The organism is Lentilactobacillus curieae (genome assembly GCF_000785105.2).
GTDB lineage: Bacteria > Bacillota > Bacilli > Lactobacillales > Lactobacillaceae > Lentilactobacillus > Lentilactobacillus curieae.
The window spans coordinates 806492-823232 of sequence record NZ_CP018906.1 but is presented as its reverse complement, the minus strand read 5'-3'; the positions used below and the strand labels follow the sequence as shown (position 1 = coordinate 823232).

Below are 16741 nucleotides of genomic sequence, written 5' to 3'. Positions count from 1 at the left end.
TCTTTATGTCTTAATTATAAACTGCGTAGTATAATAGATAAAATTGATTAATTTTATTTTTAGCATAAATATTTCTTATGTTAAAAGGGGGCTCACTACATGTTTAAATTTCTTGAGACATTTGTAATTGTATACGAAACCAGAAGCTTTTCATTGGCTGCCGACCAATTGTTCATTACCCAGCCAACGGTTTCAAATCAGATTAAGCAACTTGAGGAGCAGGTTGGATCAGATCTGTTTATTAGACAAAAAAAGCGAGAAGTAATTCCAACTAAAGCAGCAGATGTTCTATATAAAGGGGCTAATGAATTAATAGATATTTGGACAGAGGTTGGTCGTGACATTGATAATATCGAAGGCGAACAACGCAGAATGGTTGAATTTGGTATTTCTCAGACCGTTTCTCGGGTGATGTTTTCAAAAATAATGGGTAATCTTGAAAATAAATATGGAAGTAAAAATGATTTTTTAGTAAAAGTTAGTAATTCAGACGATGTTCTATATCAATTGGTGAACCATAAGATTGATATTGGTATGATTGAAAAACCATTAGTAACGGAAGGAATCAAGCGAATTTCAGTGGCTGATGACCAACTAGTAAGGGCAGGTTACCAGACTGGAGTATGGATTACTCGGGAAAGCGGCTCAGGGATTGGTTACTATACTGATCAGTATTTACGTGAAGAGAGTATTCAACCAAAGAAAATTATTCAGGTTAATAATAGCGGTTTGATTAAGCAGCTTCTTGCTGACGGGGTTGGTGAATCAATCATTTCAAATCAAGATATTCCGAAAAAAGTACCAACAATAGAAATTGGAAATCACTTTTCACGGAGTATCTATTTAATAGTTAGAGATTCTGATTATCATGATAAAAAATTTGCGGAATTAGTAGAAGAAATTGTCAAAACTTCAAACTGATATTTACATATGTTTAAATTTAGACAGTTGCAAAAATTTGGTCAGCATGCTAGACTACCCAGTGTTGAAAAATACTGGGTATTTTGGAGAGATAATATGAAGTATGACTTAAATAAAAAGCCTACTAGAGGGGCTGTAAGAACCTTAGATGCATTCGCACAGACTATGTTTAGTTTGCTGCAGGAGAAGCCATTTGAGGATATTAGCGTTAATGAAATTTCGAATGTAAGTAATTTTCCCCGTGCCACGTTTTATAACTATTTCGATGATAAGTATGATTTAGCTAACTACTGCTGGTATGTTCTTAGTCAAGAGATTCATTTAGAGGAGTATTTGAAATTTAGTCCTGAAGAATTGATTGACGTATATTTTGACCGGCTCTTTGACTTGTTGTCAGAGAAAGAAGAGCTACTTGATGGCATTAAAAAATGTAATTCAATGGATGGATTATTAATTAATAGCTTTTTGAATTATTTTAAAGATTTGGTTAGAAAGATTGCTGAAGAATTTAGCAATAATTATGATAATGATGTTCCTCCTGAGTTAGTTGCTGACCATTATTGCAATACCATTTTATTAGTCTTGGAATGGATTTTTCTTCGGAATAATCCAGTCGATAAAGCTAAGGCTCACAAGTATCTTTCGTCGCTGTTAAACAATAACCAATTGAGAGAAAAGAATGTGAAGGAGTAAGGTAGAATTCATGAATAAGCTAAGTAAGAGATATGGGTTTGCGTTTATTGGCTGGGTAATTGCGATTTTGGTTTCCGTTATTTTGTTACCAAACATGTCGCAACTACTTGCAGATAAAGGGCAAACTAAGATTCCCGATAGTGCCCAAAGTCAGGTTGCCAAAGTGATTCAAAATAAATGGGGTCACAAAATTTCCAACACGAGACAAGTTGTTGTTGTGTTCCATGATAAAAATGGCAAACTTTCGGACACGCAACAACAAAACATCAACTCAACCATTAATTATCTAAAGAACCAAACAAAACAGCTTAATATCAAAGGGATCACTGGGCCAAATGATAGTACGATGACCCAAAAGCAACTAATTTCAAAAGATAAAACTACTCAGCTGGTTCAATTAGATGTTGGGAAGAAATATTCCGTGCAGAAAATGAACTCGGATATTAAGAAAGCATCGAAAACCGCTGGCGTAAAAACATACGTTACAGGTAGCGATGTGTTAAATGATGATTTTAGAAAAGCAACTGAAGATGGGATTAAGAAGACAGAATTGATTGCCACAATTTTCATATTGATCGTGCTAATCATTGTGTTTGCTTCACCAATTGTTCCATTAATTTCGTTATTAACTGTCGGAACATCCTTCATTATTTCGCTTAGCATTGTAATGAATCTAGCTAAAAATTACGGGTTAACAATTTCTAACTTCACCCAGGTATTCATGGTGGTGGTTCTGTTTGGAATTGGAACCGACTATAACATCTTGTTATACAATCAGTTTAAAAATGACTTAAATGAAGGTCTGGAGAAAGCCGAGGCCACAATGCATTCGCTCAAGGTGGCTGGTAAGACTATCCTTTACAGTGGTAGCTCAGTTCTCATTGGGTTTGCAGCTTTAGGACTTGCTAAGTTCTCGATTTATCAATCAGCCTTTGGAGTTGCAATTGGGGTATTTGTCCTATTGTTTGTCCTATTGACCATGAACCCATTCTTTATGGCAACCTTTGGGAAAAAGATTTTCTGGCCATCGCATGAGCGGGTGTCAACTAAAGAAAGTCCTACTTGGAAATTCTTATCTAAACAGTCTGTTTTACACCCAGTGATTGCTATTATTGCTGCACTGGTCGTTACCGTTCCTTTTTTAGCTACTTATCAAAGCAAGTTAAACTATGATGATACAACTGAACTTTCAAACGACTTGTCATCAAAGCAAGGTTATCAGATTGTCCAAAAGCAGTTCTCAAAGGGAACTGCTGAACCAACTACGATTTACATTAGAGCTAATCACAAACTCAATAACGAGAAGGATTTGAAGACGTTAGATGCGCTAACCAAGCAACTCCAAAAGGAACCTGGGGTTAAGACTGTAGCATCCGTCACTCAGCCTGGTGGTTCAGCACTTAACCAGCTTTATGTAAATGATCAGTTAAGAACCTTGAACGGGCGGATGAAGACCGCTCAAAAGGGAATTAAGACCATTCAAAAGAAGAGTGAGAACACTAAATTTGATTCTTCTAACTTGAAATCAATTGGGTCAAATGCTCAAAGTATAGCGACACAACTCCGCTCCATTCAGTCAAGTCAGACCACTAGTGGCTCGTCTGTGATTACCGGAATTCAAGCCAAAATGACTCAAGTTGGGCAACCGCTAACCGCAACGCAAACTCAAGTGTTGTCTGCTGCAATGCAGCAGCAACAAGCAAAAACCGAAGCCATTGCCGGAAAGCTTCAGTCAGTCGCAGCAAGTACTAAGACAATTGGCAGTGATACTCAAGCAGTCGGTATGCAGCTTAAAACTATTCAATCATCACTGAAGCAAGCTAATGCTGGTTTAGAGCAAATTGGTAAGGGCTTAAAAGAAGCTGATGATTACCTTGTTGGATTGCAAAAATCTGCAGCTGCCAACACGTTCTACATCCCTAACTCTGTTTTAAAGAGCGATACATTTAAGCAGTCAACCAATGCTTACCTTTCACAGGATAAGAAGTCTGCTAAATTGACCGTTATTTTGGGAACAGACCCTAACTCACAAACTTCCATGAAGCGCGTAGATCAATTAGGTGACCAAGTTAAAGCAGTGTTGAAGGGAACTTCAATGAATAAAGCAAAGGTTGCAGTTGGCGGGCAAACCGCAACGATTTCTGATGTTAAAAAGACTGCCAACAGTGACTTCTTGAGAACTGCAATAATCATGCTAATTGGAATTCTAATTGCGTTGATGTTTACAACCAAGTCAGTCTTGCAGCCACTATATATCATTGGAACTTTGATATTTGCTTACTTTAGCTCGCTTAGCATTACCAGATTTATTAGTGGCCATTTCCTTGGGCATGACTTGTTGACTTGGAATACGCCATTCTTTACCTTTGTTATGCTAGTTGCTTTGGGGGTGGATTACAGTATCTTCCTGATGACTAAGTACAGAGAATTGGGTGTCTACTATGATATTCCAAGCCGTAGAATCGTTAAGGCGGCTTCGATTATTGGAACTGTTGTTATCTCAGCCGCAATAATCCTTGGTGGTACATTTGCAGCCTTGATGCCTTCCGGGGTATTGACGTTGATTCAAGTGGCCATAGGTGTGATTGTCGGGTTAATCTTCCTGATTTTCTTGATTCCAGTTGTGGTTGGAAGCTTCTTAAGGTTAACTTACCCGATTTCTGATACCATTAAAAATGAATCAGGCTCTCATAGCGAGCGTGAATAGTTATGGTAGAGACTATTTTAAGCATCAAGACAAAATTTAAATTTTAATAGAGGAGTTCCGTTGTTTTCAAACAATGGAACTCCTTTTGATTTGTAAAAAATTATAAATATCCTTAAAATTGAGGCATAAGTAATTTACTTTAATTTGGGGGCGGATTAAATGAAGATATTGGGGATTCTTGGTTCTCATAAAGAGAATGGTGTCACTAGAATGGCTTTGGATACTGTTCTCAATCAAGTTAAGTTTCCGAATACAACAGACTTTATCTATCTCGAAGATTATAATTTTGGCCCAGATAAAGGAGATGCTAAGGATCCGGTTTTAGATATCCTGGAATCTAAGATGCTTGAGGCAGACGTGTGGGTTATTGCGGCACCAACGTACTGGGGAAGTTTATCTGGGAAATTAAAAGACTTCTTTGATTGTATGCGTCAGCGGTTAGTACGGATTGATCATCTAGGTGAAACGCATCCTGATAAGTTTAAGGACAAACATTATATCAGCATTACCGACTGTTATATGAGTAGCATCGAAAACTTTGTTACGGGGGTTACCGATCAAAGTTTCCGAATTATAGATAAGGTAATGTCTTCTGCTGGGGTAATTAAGTTAAACGAAATCGTGGTTACAAATAGCTACGGATTAACAGAGTTGCCTAATAATAAGCAACGGCAATTAAGGCAAGCAGGGATTAAGTTAAACTCAGCTATTCGAAAGGATGATAACACGATGAAACGATACATAGAGCTGTTCTTTATGATTGCAGTTATGGCTTTAGCTACAATGGGAATCCAATCACTGACAGGCTTATTAGCAAACCACAGCTTTTGGCTAATGTGGATTTCATTTGTGGTTATCTTTTACGTATTACTAGCTTGCATGTTGCATTTCTTTACATTTGTTAAACATAGAAGAAGATAAAATATAAATGGATTGGGTCACGTAGTTTTCATTTTTTGAAGATTATGTGGCTTATTTTTTTGTCATCAAAAAGCGAAATTTGCTCATTTTTTACAAAATAATCATTGAGCAAGTTGATATAATTTTAAAAATATTTTTTCTTATTTAAATTGTTGTATCCCTTGGTATGTAAAGAGTTAGTTGCCATTTGAAAATGATATTCAGTAAAATTTACTAATTAAAAAGTAAACTAAGTTGTGAAATTCTCTACAAACGGTTACATTATACTTAAGCAATTATTTTTTTCTTGAGGAGATGTACGCAATGCAGCAAAAGACTCATAAGTTGGCCTCACGGCTCTCATATACATTTGGAGCGTTTGGTCACGATATGTTTTACGCTACCCTGTCAACGTACTTCGTAATGTTTATTACGTCGCATTTGTTTGATAAGAGTAACGGTGGTACTGGTGCCAAGATGATTACCTACATAACGATAATCATGACGTCGCTTAGAATTGTTGAGCTAGTTATTGATCCGTTTATTGGTAACACAATTGATAATACCAATACCAGGTGGGGACATTTTAAGCCTTGGATTGTGTTTGGTGGAACCCTAGGATCAATCATCCTAGCAGCACTGTTCACTGATTTAGGCGGATTAAATGTATCCAACCCATGGTTATACCTAATTTTATTTGCAATTTTATATATCACTATGGATATTTTTTATTCATTTAAAGATATTGGCTTCTGGTCAATGATCCCAGCACTATCATTTGATTCGAATGAACGTGAAAAGATTGCCACTTTCGCGCGGGTGGGATCAAATATTGGTCAAAATATTGTTGGAGTTATCGTTATGCCGTTGGTTCTGTTCTTCTCAGTAAATGCGAACCACGGCCAAGGTGATAAGCGTGGATGGTTTGCGTTTGCGGCAATTGTTGCGCTGATTGCCTGGATTTCTGCAATGGTAGTTGCTGCAGGAACTAAAGAAATTGACTCAGATTTGCGTAAGAATAAAGAAAAGACTACGTTTAGAGGGGTTCTTGGGGTCTTAGTCCACAATGATCAACTTATGTGGTTGGCTTTGACATACGGTATTTACACTACTGGAATGGCCATTACTAATTCACTCGAACTTTACTACTTCACTTATATTCTTGGTAAGCCGGCTGAATTTAGTTTTCTAGCTTCACTTAATGCGGTGATTGGTGTATTTGCCGTTTTGGCCTTTCCACCACTGGCACAAAAGTTTAAGCGAAAAAATGTGTTCTTTATTTCAATTTCAATCATGTTCTTAGCTTTACTATTATTCGCATTCTCTGGTAAGTCACTATTTATGGTGCTCTTCTCAGCTGTGTTGTTCTATATTCCACAACCTTTAGTATTCTTGGTTGTGCTAATGATTTTGACTGATTCAGTGGAGTATGGTCAATTGAAGTTGGGACACCGTGATGAATCATTGACTCTATCGGTTAGACCTTTGCTTGATAAACTTGGTGGTGCTGTTTCAAACGGAGTGGTTGTTTTGACAGCCATTATTGCTGGAATGACCTCTGGAGCATCAGCTTCTGACATCACTCCAAGTGGACAGTTAGCATTTAAGTTTATGATGTTTGGGATTCCAGCAGTAATGTTCTTGATTGCCTCAATCTTGTTCTCAAAGAAAATCAAATTGGATGAAAAGGCCCATGCAGAGATTGTTGATGAACTTGAAAAGACATGGGGTCAACACTTAGGGACAGATGATTCTGCAGATACAGAATCTGAAGCTCAAGTAATCGACTATAAAGCACCAATTGATGGTGAATTGATTGACCTAGCCAACGTTAATGATGAAAGATTCGCTTCTGGTGAAATGGGTAAAGGATTTGCCATTAAACCAACTGATGGTAAAGTTTACGCACCATTTAGTGGAACCGTTGAAGTTGTATTTCCAACTAGACACGCGGTTGGATTGAAGTCAGATAACGGGGTGGTAACATTGATCCACGTCGGAATTGATACAGTTACAATGCGCGGTACTGGATTTATTTCATACGTAAAACAGGGTCAGCGTGTTGAACAAGGCGATATGTTGCTTGAATTCTGGGCACCGGCGATTGAAAAAGCTGGTTTAGATGACACGGTATTGCTTGTAATTAGTAACTCTGACGAAGTTCATAACATTGAATTTAAACAGGCTAGTGGCAAAGTTACCCATGGTGACGACGTCTTAAATATTACTAAATAACTAGATATAACAAATCCCTTCTAATTTTGTTTGGAAGGGATTTTTGTATACAAAAAAGTTTATATTTATTGATTTTTGAAGTAAACAATGCCATAACATACTTGTAAGCATTACTTTCTTGGGGAAGAAAGGTACGGGGATATTGAATGAAAAAAGGGATCTTTAAAGCTATTGTGGTTGTCATAGTGGGGCTAGTTATGATTGCGTTTGGAATGTCGCTTTCACCAGAAAACGCCGTTAAATTGCGGATGATGTTGGATGGCCATCCAGTTAGGGCATTGGAATGCATTCCATACTATGACCGTGATTATAGTAGTTATGTAAATAAGCATGTGTATGAAATATCGGGAGATTTACAGTACACGAAGAAGAAAAACAACTTTGAAGTTGGAATGTATAAGGTGGAAAAACATTCGTTTATATATAGTGCAACGGATATTACTAGCGTGAAAAGCCCCGCGGGAGTTAAGAAATAATATAGAATTATTGAGCAAGCAATGATGCTTGCTTTTTTATGTTTCAAGTAACTTTAGAAGCTTGTTTTTTTAGCGAGTTGTTATATAATTTATAACAGGTTAGCGAGGAGGATGATAATTATGGCTAATACACAGTTAAGTGACGCAACGCACATTCTCGCATACATTGCATTAAATCAAGATAAATCAGAAATTAAGAGCTCGGCAATAGCTGAGAGCATTAATACTTCCCCAAGTTTAATTAGACGAATGATGAGTAAGCTAAAAAATGCGGGTTTAATTAACGCGGTAAAGGGTGCGGCTACTCCCTCACTTGCTAAGAATCCGGGGGAAATATCCTTACTAGATGTCTATTTGGCTATTTCTCCAGATAATAGTTTACTTAATGTTGATGAAAAGACTAATTCGACTTGTCCAGTTGGATCAGTAATTCCCAATGTTTTGGACCATTATTATCAAGAGATTCAAAGTACTGCTGAAGCTAGAATGGCGAAGATTACTCTGCAAGAAGTGCTTGATGATGTATGTGTAATTCAGAAAAAGACTCAGACAGTTTAATATAAACAGATAATTGATCGACCTCTACAGTTTGACTAAAACAGCTGTAGAGGTTTTTTAATTTATTTGTTGACAAGTGGACAAAATAGTTTTAATTTATAGATGTGCTTAAAAAAGTAACAGGAGCGGATAACATGTTTTTACATAAAGGAACAGCGTGTTTGGTTTAATTTATTTGGATGACAGACCACTGTAAATTAAAGGAGATAATAAATATGACTGTAGTAAATGGATATGAACAAAGTGACCGTGAAGAAAAATTGAACATTTTAAATCTACCTTCTTTGGAGGCAGAAGCTAAAAAGATTATCCCAACTGGTGGATTTGGTTATATTGTTGGTGGTTCTGAAGATGAATGGACACTTAACCATAACTCAGAAGCTTTTAATCACGTACAGATTGTTCCCCGTGCGTTAACTGATATGGAAAACCCATCTACTGCCACTAAGGTATTTGGATTAGATCTTAAAACTCCAATTATGATGGCTCCAACCGCTGCGCAAGGTCTTGCACACTCACGCGGTGAAGAGGCAACTGCTGAAGGTGTTGCTGCTGCTGGTGCATTGATGGCACAAAGTACTTACTCATCAACTTCAATTGCAGATACCGCTGCTGCCGGTAAAGGGGCACCTCAATTTTTCCAACTTTATATGAGTAAAGATTGGGACTTTAATGAAAGTTTGCTAGATGAGGCTAAAAAAGCTGGCGTTAAGGCAATCATTTTGACTGTTGATGCTACTGTTGATGGTTATCGTGAAGCTGACATTATCAATAACTTCCAATTCCCAATTCCAATGGCAAACTTGACTAAGTTCTCTGAAGGGGACGGTGAAGGTAAAGGAATCGAAGAAATCTACGCATCAGCTGCTCAAAAGATTAATGCAGATGATGTAAAACGGATTGCTGATTATACTGATCTTCCTGTTATTGTTAAAGGAATCGAATCACCAGAAGATGCATTACTTGCAATTGGTGCTGGCGCAAAGGGAATCTACGTTTCAAACCATGGTGGTCGTCAATTGAACGGTGGACCAGCTTCATTTGATGTTCTTGAAGATGTGGCTAAGGCCGTTAATCACCAAGTACCAATTATTTTTGATAGTGGTATTCGTCGAGGATCACACGTATTCAAAGCATTGGCAAGCGGGGCAGACTTAGTTGCAATGGGTCGCCCAGTAATTTATGGTTTAGCACTTGGTGGTGCTCAAGGAGTTCAATCAGTGTTTGAAGAGCTCAATCATGAGTTGGAAATTGACATGCAACTTGCTGGAACTAAGGATATTGAAGCAGTAAAACATGCAAAACTTGTAAAAGTACATTACTAAAATAATTTTTATATTCTGCTTTGAAAGTTAAATATTTTTGGTAAGTATAAATTAAATAGGTGTTGATTTATACGTACAAATATCATAATATACTTCTCGTGTTCAATATATTTTTTAAAGTTTAATGTAACCGTTTTTATCATTCGAGTAGTCGTGTGTTACTGATGTTATGGCATTTAGATGTAAATGTAAGTGCTTTAATTTATTTGTATGGACAAATTTTTACAATTAGGAGATTTTATTTTTATGGAAGAAGTCGTTACTAAAGAAAAGAAGATTTCAAGCGCGTTTATTTATTTCTTCGGATCTTTTGGTGGAATACTGTTTGGTTACGATATTGGAGTTATGACTGGTGCATTACCATTTCTTCAAGTTGACTGGGGTCTACAAAATAGTGCTGGAATTACTGGTTGGATTACTTCAGCTGTTATGTTTGGTGCAATATTTGGCGGCGCCATTGCGGGTCAGCTATCCGATAAACTTGGTCGTAGAAAGATGATTTTGCTTTCAGCCATTGTTTTCATGATTGGTTCACTATTGTCTGGCCTTGCTCCCCATGATGGTTCAATCTACTTGATCGTGGTCAGAGTATTCCTTGGAACTGCTGTTGGTGCTTCATCCGCACTGGTTCCTGCGTACATGTCGGAGATGGCTCCGGCTAAGCTAAGGGGACAGCTAACGGGACTGAACCAAACAATGATTGTATCAGGAATGTTGATATCATATGTTGTTGACTTCTTACTTAAAGATTTGCCTGAAGAATTAGCATGGAGACTGATGCTTGGGTTGGCTGCTGTTCCCGCATTAATTTTATTTGCAGGAGTTTTAAAGTTGCCAGAATCACCACGTTTCCTAGTTAAAAACAATCGTGAAGATGACGCTAGAAAAGTTCTTGGTTATATCCGTCCGAGCGCAGATGCTGCTGATCAAGAAATCAATGAAATTAAAAAAGCGGCTGTTGATGAAAAACAAGCTGCAGCCACAACAAATTGGGGATCACTATTTACTAAGAAGTACCGGTTTTTAGTAATTGCCGGTATTGGGGTTGCTGCTTTCCAACAATTTCAGGGAGCTAATGCGATTTTTTACTACATTCCTCTGATTATCGAAAAGGCTACGGGTAAAGCTGCTAGCTCAGCACTAATGTGGCCAATTGTTCAGGGAGTTATTTTGGTAATTGGTTCGTTGGTATTCATTGCAATTGCTGATAAATTTAAGCGGAGAACATTGTTAACTCTTGGTGGAGCAGTGATGGGGATTTCATTTTTGATGCCTGCTTTACTTAAGTTTATTGTTCCCGGAACTCATCCAATGTTAATTGTGGTATTCCTTTCAATTTTCGTTGCCTTTTATTCATTTACTTGGGCCCCATTAACTTGGGTTATAGTTGGGGAAATGTTTCCACTTGCAGTTCGTGGTCGGGCATCAGGTTTAGCATCATCACTCAACTGGGTTGGATCATGGCTAGTTGGATTGCTATTCCCAATTATGACTGCTTCAATGAATCAGGAAGTAGTGTTCTCAATTTTTGGAATCATTTGCCTACTGGGAGTGCTCTTCATTAGAACTCGGGTTCCAGAAACCAGAGGTCATACGCTTGAAGACATTGAAAAACAAGGTTTAAACAAATAATTCATCCAATCGGAAACTAAATATGGTTTCCGATTTTGTGTTTTAAAGTTCACATTTTTAAAAAATCGCGTTATGTTATTGGTATAAAAGGAGGCAGTTTCATGACAAGCAAAATTCCATTTATTTCTCTCAATGATGGTGTTAAGATGCCGGCGATTGGGCTAGGAACGTATCAGATGCGTGGCGGGGATGGTGTTAACCATATTCTTGCTGCTATTAAGGATGGCTATGTTGGAATTGATACAGCCACAAACTATGATAATGAAGGAGTAGTTGGCCGTGCAATCAAGCGCTCAGGCGTTAACCGTGCCGATCTGTTTGTCACTTCAAAGCTACCCGGAAAGTATCATAGGTACGAAGACGCAACAATGGCAATTCAAGAATCGATTTATCGGCTAGGATTAGATTATTTAGACCTATTCTTGATTCATTGGCCACTACCTAAGCGTGACCATTATGTAGAAGCGTTTCAAGCGATGATTGATGCTCAAAAACGAGGTCTGATTCGCTCAATAGGGGTTTCTAATTTTGAGCCGGAGCATTTGGATAGGTTAAAATCGGAAACTGGTGTGATGCCATCGGTTAACCAAATTGAAGTTCATCCGTACTGGAATAACGAACGAATGCTTGAGGCAGACAATCAGCGAGGTGTAGTAACAGAAGCATGGAGTCCACTAGGGCGTGGTAGCGCTGCACTGAAGGAACCAGTTATTCAAAAGATTGCTGACAAGTATGGTAAGAATGTAGGGCAAGTTATCCTGCGGTGGCACGAACAACGAGGTATCATTCCAATTCCTAAGTCGGCTAATTTAAAACATCAAAGCCTTAACCTTGAAACATTTGATTTCCAGCTTACTGATGATGAAATGGCTGCTATCAACAGTTTAAGTAAGAGCGACGGACGGGTTGATGGTCAGGATCCAAATGAGTATGAAGAATTTGAATAATTAAATAGTGAAAATACCATTTCTGTTTTATACTGAAATGGTATTTTTTAGTCTGGGGGATAACAAATGAACTTTTACTCATATGAATACTTAGTTTCAAATCAGGATACACGGCAGCTCATAAAAATTATTGTGATTGTTGTGTTAGTGATTGCAGTTAGTGCATTCTTTTTTATGTATTTAAAAAATAGATTTGAAATTAAGTACAAAGATTTAGGAATTATTTTTGCAACGGCACTGTTGTTAGTACTTGCAATGCAGTATAACGATTATAGCAATTTGTTAAATTCTCAAAAACAAACTGGGCAAATAACGCAAACCGTAAAGCAAACCGCAAAGGAGCTTAAAATCAAACCTTCTCAGGTGGCGGTAAATTCAACAAATCAAACTGATGGTCTAATTGTTGATACGCCAAAGGGATTTTTTAGAATTGATTTTAGTTCAGATGGGACAAGTTTTGTGCTAGAAAAAATTGAATTACACGATCCAAAAATCAAGATAATTAGGGGGTAGCCAGATGTTTACGTACTCAGATATAGTCGTAAAACTAATCGTAGGTTTCTTATTTATATCGGTATTAATCAACTTAACAGGAAAAGGGAACTTGGCACCCACTTCAGCAATGGACCAGCTACAGAACTATGTTCTTGGTGGAATTATTGGTGGGGTGCTGTACAATCCAGCGATTACTTTGGCGGAATTTATTACGGTATTGCTGTTATGGTCACTGCTAATTTTGGGAACTAGGTATTTAAAAACCCATATTCATTGGTTCGGAAAATTTATTGAAGGTGAACCGATTACGATTGTGAGAAATGGAGAAATCTTAGTCGAAAATTGTTTAAAAGCTAACTTATCTGCGAAAGATGTAGATTTTAAACTTCGAACGGCTGGTGTTTATGATGTAGAAGATGTTAAGCGAGCAATTTTGGAACAAAATGGGAGTTTAACCGTTCTGAGGCGCGGTGATGGAAGTATCCGCTACCCCGTAGTAGTTGATGGCCAGTTAGATCCTGATGTGTTAGAAGTAATGGAAGAGAGCGAAGATTGGCTCTATGATAAATTAGGAATTTCTGGACCAGAAGAGCTGAAAACAATCTTTATGGCAACGTACCGGCATGGAAAAATGATGGTGGTTAAATACGAATGATAGTTTGAGGGTAACTGTACTTTTGTGGTTGCACATTTTGGGCGTAGCGAATACCGAGAACAACGTTTGGTTAAAAAATTTTAACGAAAACAATTAGTAATCTATAAATATCCAGCGTATAACCTTTACATTAATTATGGATATGGTAGATTTAAGCTAATATTAATTGGGAGGTATCATTATGTTAATTGCGATAATTGTGATTGTCGTGCTAGTAGTGTTAGCAGTCGTTATGATGTATAACGGACTAGTTCGCCAAAGAAACTTAGTCGATGAGGCTGAAAGTCAAATTGATGTTCAGCTTCAACGACGGGCTGACTTATTACCCAACTTGCTGGAAACGGTTAAGGGATATGCTGCTCATGAAAAGGAAACTCTAGCAAAGGTTACTGAAATGAGAACCCAAATTTCAGATCCAAATGCAAGTTTGGGCGACAAGGTCAAGGCTGATAACCAGCTGACTGATACACTGAACCATTTGTTCGCTGTTTCAGAAAACTATCCTGACTTAAAGGCAAACCAAAACTTTATGAGCCTTCAAGAAGAGCTGGCCAACACTGAAAATAAGATTTCATTCTCTCGTCAAAATTACAACGCTAACGTAATGGAATTGAATAACAAACTTCAATCATTCCCTAGCAATCTTGTGGCTAAATTAGGTAACTTTAAGCAAAAAGAATTCTTGCAAGTTCCTGAATCAGCAAAAGAAGTCCCACAAATGAAATTTTAATTAAGGAGATTGGCAAATAAATGGAAACTATTAGCAAGCAGGTTTCTCAAAATAGAAGACGAACTTGGTTTGTTCTGGTTGCCTTTCTCGTGGTTGTTTCCGTTATTGGTTTTCTGATTGGGTGCATCTTTGCGTCTCGCCAAGAGGTGTTTGATTTAAATGTCGCATTGTACACAATGGCCGGTTTTTTGGTTGCGGCTGTTATATATGCATTCTTCACGTATATGGGAGTAACAAATATTTTAATGCGTGGGAGTAATGCGGTTAAAATCCAAGAGTCTGATGATCAGCAACTATTTAATATCGTGACTGACCTTTCGATGGCTGCGAATATTCCTGTTCCGGATATTTACATGATCAACGAAGACGCACCTAATGCGTTCGCAACCGGGCGCGACCCTAAGCACGCAGCAGTTGCGGTGACTAAAGGGTTACGTTTAATGATGAACCGTGAGGAACTCGAAGGGGTAATTGCCCATGAAATCTCACATATTAAAAACTACGATATTAGGGTGTCATCAATTACTGTTGCCTTAACAACTTTTATTGCAGGCGCAGGGACAGTTCTAATTATTGCTGGTGCTGGACTAATGAGAAATGCCAGTTGGATGAGCTTTGGTAGTCGTGATAGTGATGATAATAAGAGCGGATTGGCCTTCGTGATGGGAATGATTGCGTTTGGGGTAATCATCTGGATTGGTGGCTGGATTATCAGGATCATTGGTGTTCCAATCGCGCAAGTCCTCCAGTTTGCCGTTTCTCGGGAACGTGAATCACTAGCAGACGTTTCTGGGGTTAATTTAACCAGAGATCCACAAGGATTAATTAACGCCTTAGAAGTACTTAAAAATGATTCCACTCCTATGAAAAAGGCAGACGCTTCGAGTGCAGCTTTATATATCAATGAACCAATTAAAAAGAATGGAAAGACTCCATTTATTCTAAAAATGTTTGACACGCATCCGCCTCTGGATGAACGAATTGATCGTTTAAAACGATTGATGGGTGAAGATAATTATAAAGAATAAACAGAAACAAAAACAAAAACCCGTAACATAACGTTACGGGTTTTTGTTTGCACTTATAATCCTTATTTGACGCCATTTACAACGTAAAGTGGCTTATCACCATTGGCAACCTTGACCGTGTTGTTTGCGACTATTTCTGCCATGGCATTTCTGGCTTCTGTGGTTGCATTACCAATATGTGGAGTGAGAACAACATTGTTAAGCAGCTTAAATCCGTCATCAACCTCTGGTTCATTTTCATAAACATCAAGTGCGGCTCCGGCAATATCTTTGTTTTTTAATGCAGACAACAAAGCAGCTTCGTTGATTAATGGTCCCCGGGCTGCATTGATCAAAACAGCTGAATTCTTCATTTGTTTGAATTGTTCGGCGTCAATCATGTGATGGGCATCGGGAGTAGCTGGTCGATGAATCGAGATAACATCGGCTTGTTTGATAAGGTCATCTTGGGTGACAAACTTTGCTCCAAGTTTGTTTTCAGTTTCCGAATCTAGTTGGTGGCGTTGAGTGTAGATAATATTCATGTCAAATGCATGCATCCTCTTGGCAACGGCTTGACCAATTTGTCCCATTCCAATAATTCCCAATGTTTTCCCCTTTAATTCAGTTCCAAGGAAGAACAAAGGAGCCCAACCACTAAAGCCCTCAGTTCTCATTAGGTGGTCACCTTCCATCATCCGGTGAGCAAGGCCGATGATCAGTCCACATGTTACTTCTGCAGTTGAAACTGTAGAGACTTTAGGTGTGTTGGTAACGGGAATTCCTTTTTGTTTGGCATAATCTGTATCAATATTATTGAATCCAGCACCGAAGTTAGCAATCAATTTTAGATTTTTTCCGGCATCGATTGTTTCTGAGTCGACTGGTGTTGACAGTGGGGTTATCAAAAAATCTTTATCTGGGATAAGTTTCATTAATTCGTCTTTGGTTATGAGCCTCTCGCTGTCATCAAAAACAGAAACTTCTAGGTTTGCGTTCTTTAATATATTAAGTGCGTGTTCTGGAATTCTTCCTGCAATCAGTACTTTAGTCATGTAAAAACACTTCCTCATATAAAATTGTATCCGCTTTAATTATAGGTTAATTCAGTCTTTAAAAGAAATAATCACATTTTCTGAATTTTTGATTTGACAATTTATTTAAATCTGATTATGATAAGTGACAATTATTAGCAAACGCGATGAGAAAGCTTAGTACCGTAATGATAATTGTGAAGCGAGCTTCGTTAGGTGAGAGGAAGCACAATTGATTTATGGGAATATCCCTTTCGAGCGATGCACCAAAACAAAAGTAACGTGCATTGGTGGCACCCATTATAGTGCTGGCGTATCGCCCATAGTGGCCGTACGCGAGAGGTGACATTAGTGATAGTGTCATGAATTAAGGTGGTACCGTGCAGGTAGAAGCACCCTTAGTCTATTAGACTAGGGGTGCTTTTT

General features: G+C 38.0%; 15 protein-coding genes and 1 other annotated feature. Of the genes, 14 read left to right on the top strand and 1 reads right to left on the bottom strand.

Going from position 1 to position 16741, the window contains the following annotated elements:
- Positions 1 to 99 precede the first annotated feature (99 nt).
- The 14 genes from PL11_RS03955 (at position 100) to PL11_RS03890 (ending at position 15302) form a co-directional block, all read left to right on the top strand.
- Positions 100 to 921, top strand: a complete 822-nt coding sequence (locus tag PL11_RS03955) for a LysR family transcriptional regulator (protein WP_035166507.1) — start codon at positions 100 to 102, stop codon at positions 919 to 921.
- Positions 922 to 1017: 96 nt separating this feature from the next.
- The gene (locus PL11_RS03950) at positions 1018 to 1614 is read left to right on the top strand and encodes a TetR/AcrR family transcriptional regulator (RefSeq protein ID WP_035166506.1); all 597 of its coding nucleotides are present in this window, start codon (positions 1018 to 1020) and stop codon (positions 1612 to 1614) included.
- A gap of 10 nt (positions 1615 to 1624) precedes the next feature.
- Positions 1625 to 4321, top strand: a complete 2697-nt coding sequence (locus PL11_RS03945) for an MMPL family transporter (protein ID WP_035166505.1) — start codon at positions 1625 to 1627, stop codon at positions 4319 to 4321.
- Between the two features lie 159 nt (positions 4322 to 4480).
- On the top strand, positions 4481 to 5242 hold the full coding sequence (locus tag PL11_RS03940; RefSeq protein ID WP_035166504.1) for an NAD(P)H-dependent oxidoreductase: 762 nt from the start codon (positions 4481 to 4483) through the stop codon (positions 5240 to 5242).
- A 303-nt stretch (positions 5243 to 5545) separates the two neighbouring features.
- On the top strand, positions 5546 to 7456 hold the full coding sequence (locus PL11_RS03935; protein ID WP_035166502.1) for a sugar MFS transporter: 1911 nt from the start codon (positions 5546 to 5548) through the stop codon (positions 7454 to 7456).
- A 146-nt stretch (positions 7457 to 7602) separates the two neighbouring features.
- Entirely contained in the window at positions 7603 to 7932 is a 330-nt protein-coding gene (locus PL11_RS03930) for a hypothetical protein (protein WP_035166501.1), read from the top strand.
- 120 nt (positions 7933 to 8052) lie between these two features.
- Positions 8053 to 8490, top strand: coding sequence for an Rrf2 family transcriptional regulator (locus PL11_RS03925; protein WP_035166500.1), 438 nt, complete (start codon positions 8053 to 8055; stop codon positions 8488 to 8490).
- Positions 8491 to 8705: 215 nt separating this feature from the next.
- Positions 8706 to 9815: a lactate oxidase gene (locus PL11_RS03920; protein WP_035166498.1), complete on the top strand. Its 1110-nt coding sequence runs from the start codon at positions 8706 to 8708 to the stop codon at positions 9813 to 9815.
- 246 nt (positions 9816 to 10061) lie between these two features.
- Positions 10062 to 11447: a sugar porter family MFS transporter gene (locus PL11_RS03915; protein ID WP_035166497.1), complete on the top strand. Its 1386-nt coding sequence runs from the start codon at positions 10062 to 10064 to the stop codon at positions 11445 to 11447.
- 101 nt (positions 11448 to 11548) lie between these two features.
- Positions 11549 to 12394, top strand: a complete 846-nt coding sequence (locus PL11_RS03910; protein ID WP_035166496.1) for an aldo/keto reductase — start codon at positions 11549 to 11551, stop codon at positions 12392 to 12394.
- 66 nt (positions 12395 to 12460) lie between these two features.
- Positions 12461 to 12907 carry a DUF3290 domain-containing protein gene (locus PL11_RS03905; protein WP_035166494.1) on the top strand — a complete coding sequence of 149 codons (447 nt, stop codon included), beginning with the start codon at positions 12461 to 12463 and terminating at the stop codon, positions 12905 to 12907.
- 4 nt (positions 12908 to 12911) lie between these two features.
- Positions 12912 to 13544: a DUF421 domain-containing protein gene (locus PL11_RS03900; protein WP_035166493.1), complete on the top strand. Its 633-nt coding sequence runs from the start codon at positions 12912 to 12914 to the stop codon at positions 13542 to 13544.
- Between the two features lie 181 nt (positions 13545 to 13725).
- Positions 13726 to 14274 carry a LemA family protein gene (locus PL11_RS03895; protein ID WP_035166492.1) on the top strand — a complete coding sequence of 183 codons (549 nt, stop codon included), beginning with the start codon at positions 13726 to 13728 and terminating at the stop codon, positions 14272 to 14274.
- A 20-nt stretch (positions 14275 to 14294) separates the two neighbouring features.
- Positions 14295 to 15302, top strand: a complete 1008-nt coding sequence (locus PL11_RS03890; RefSeq protein ID WP_035166491.1) for a M48 family metalloprotease — start codon at positions 14295 to 14297, stop codon at positions 15300 to 15302.
- Positions 15303 to 15364: 62 nt separating this feature from the next.
- On the opposite strand, the gene PL11_RS03885 is transcribed toward PL11_RS03890, so the two are convergent.
- Positions 15365 to 16336, bottom strand: coding sequence for a 2-hydroxyacid dehydrogenase family protein (locus PL11_RS03885; protein WP_035166490.1), 972 nt, complete (start codon positions 16334 to 16336; stop codon positions 15365 to 15367).
- 137 nt (positions 16337 to 16473) lie between these two features.
- Positions 16474 to 16718 (top strand) — a binding site (T-box leader).
- Positions 16719 to 16741 lie beyond the last annotated feature (23 nt).

Excerpts from the sequence above, each read along its gene's own strand:
- PL11_RS03885 (WP_035166490.1), bottom strand. The coding sequence starts at position 16,336 with ATGACTAAAGTACTGATTGCAGGAAGAATTCCAGAACACGCACTTAAT.
- PL11_RS03920 (WP_035166498.1), top strand. The coding sequence starts at position 8,706 with ATGACTGTAGTAAATGGATATGAACAAAGTGACCGTGAAGAAAAATTG.
- PL11_RS03930 (WP_035166501.1), top strand. The coding sequence starts at position 7,603 with ATGAAAAAAGGGATCTTTAAAGCTATTGTGGTTGTCATAGTGGGGCTA.
- PL11_RS03905 (WP_035166494.1), top strand. The coding sequence starts at position 12,461 with ATGAACTTTTACTCATATGAATACTTAGTTTCAAATCAGGATACACGG.
- PL11_RS03910 (WP_035166496.1), top strand. The coding sequence starts at position 11,549 with ATGACAAGCAAAATTCCATTTATTTCTCTCAATGATGGTGTTAAGATG.
- PL11_RS03890 (WP_035166491.1), top strand. The coding sequence starts at position 14,295 with ATGGAAACTATTAGCAAGCAGGTTTCTCAAAATAGAAGACGAACTTGG.
- PL11_RS03950 (WP_035166506.1), top strand. The coding sequence starts at position 1,018 with ATGAAGTATGACTTAAATAAAAAGCCTACTAGAGGGGCTGTAAGAACC.
- PL11_RS03940 (WP_035166504.1), top strand. The coding sequence starts at position 4,481 with ATGAAGATATTGGGGATTCTTGGTTCTCATAAAGAGAATGGTGTCACT.
- PL11_RS03945 (WP_035166505.1), top strand. The coding sequence starts at position 1,625 with ATGAATAAGCTAAGTAAGAGATATGGGTTTGCGTTTATTGGCTGGGTA.
- PL11_RS03925 (WP_035166500.1), top strand. The coding sequence starts at position 8,053 with ATGGCTAATACACAGTTAAGTGACGCAACGCACATTCTCGCATACATT.
- PL11_RS03915 (WP_035166497.1), top strand. The coding sequence starts at position 10,062 with ATGGAAGAAGTCGTTACTAAAGAAAAGAAGATTTCAAGCGCGTTTATT.
- PL11_RS03955 (WP_035166507.1), top strand. The coding sequence starts at position 100 with ATGTTTAAATTTCTTGAGACATTTGTAATTGTATACGAAACCAGAAGC.
- PL11_RS03935 (WP_035166502.1), top strand. The coding sequence starts at position 5,546 with ATGCAGCAAAAGACTCATAAGTTGGCCTCACGGCTCTCATATACATTT.
- PL11_RS03900 (WP_035166493.1), top strand. The coding sequence starts at position 12,912 with ATGTTTACGTACTCAGATATAGTCGTAAAACTAATCGTAGGTTTCTTA.
- PL11_RS03895 (WP_035166492.1), top strand. The coding sequence starts at position 13,726 with ATGTTAATTGCGATAATTGTGATTGTCGTGCTAGTAGTGTTAGCAGTC.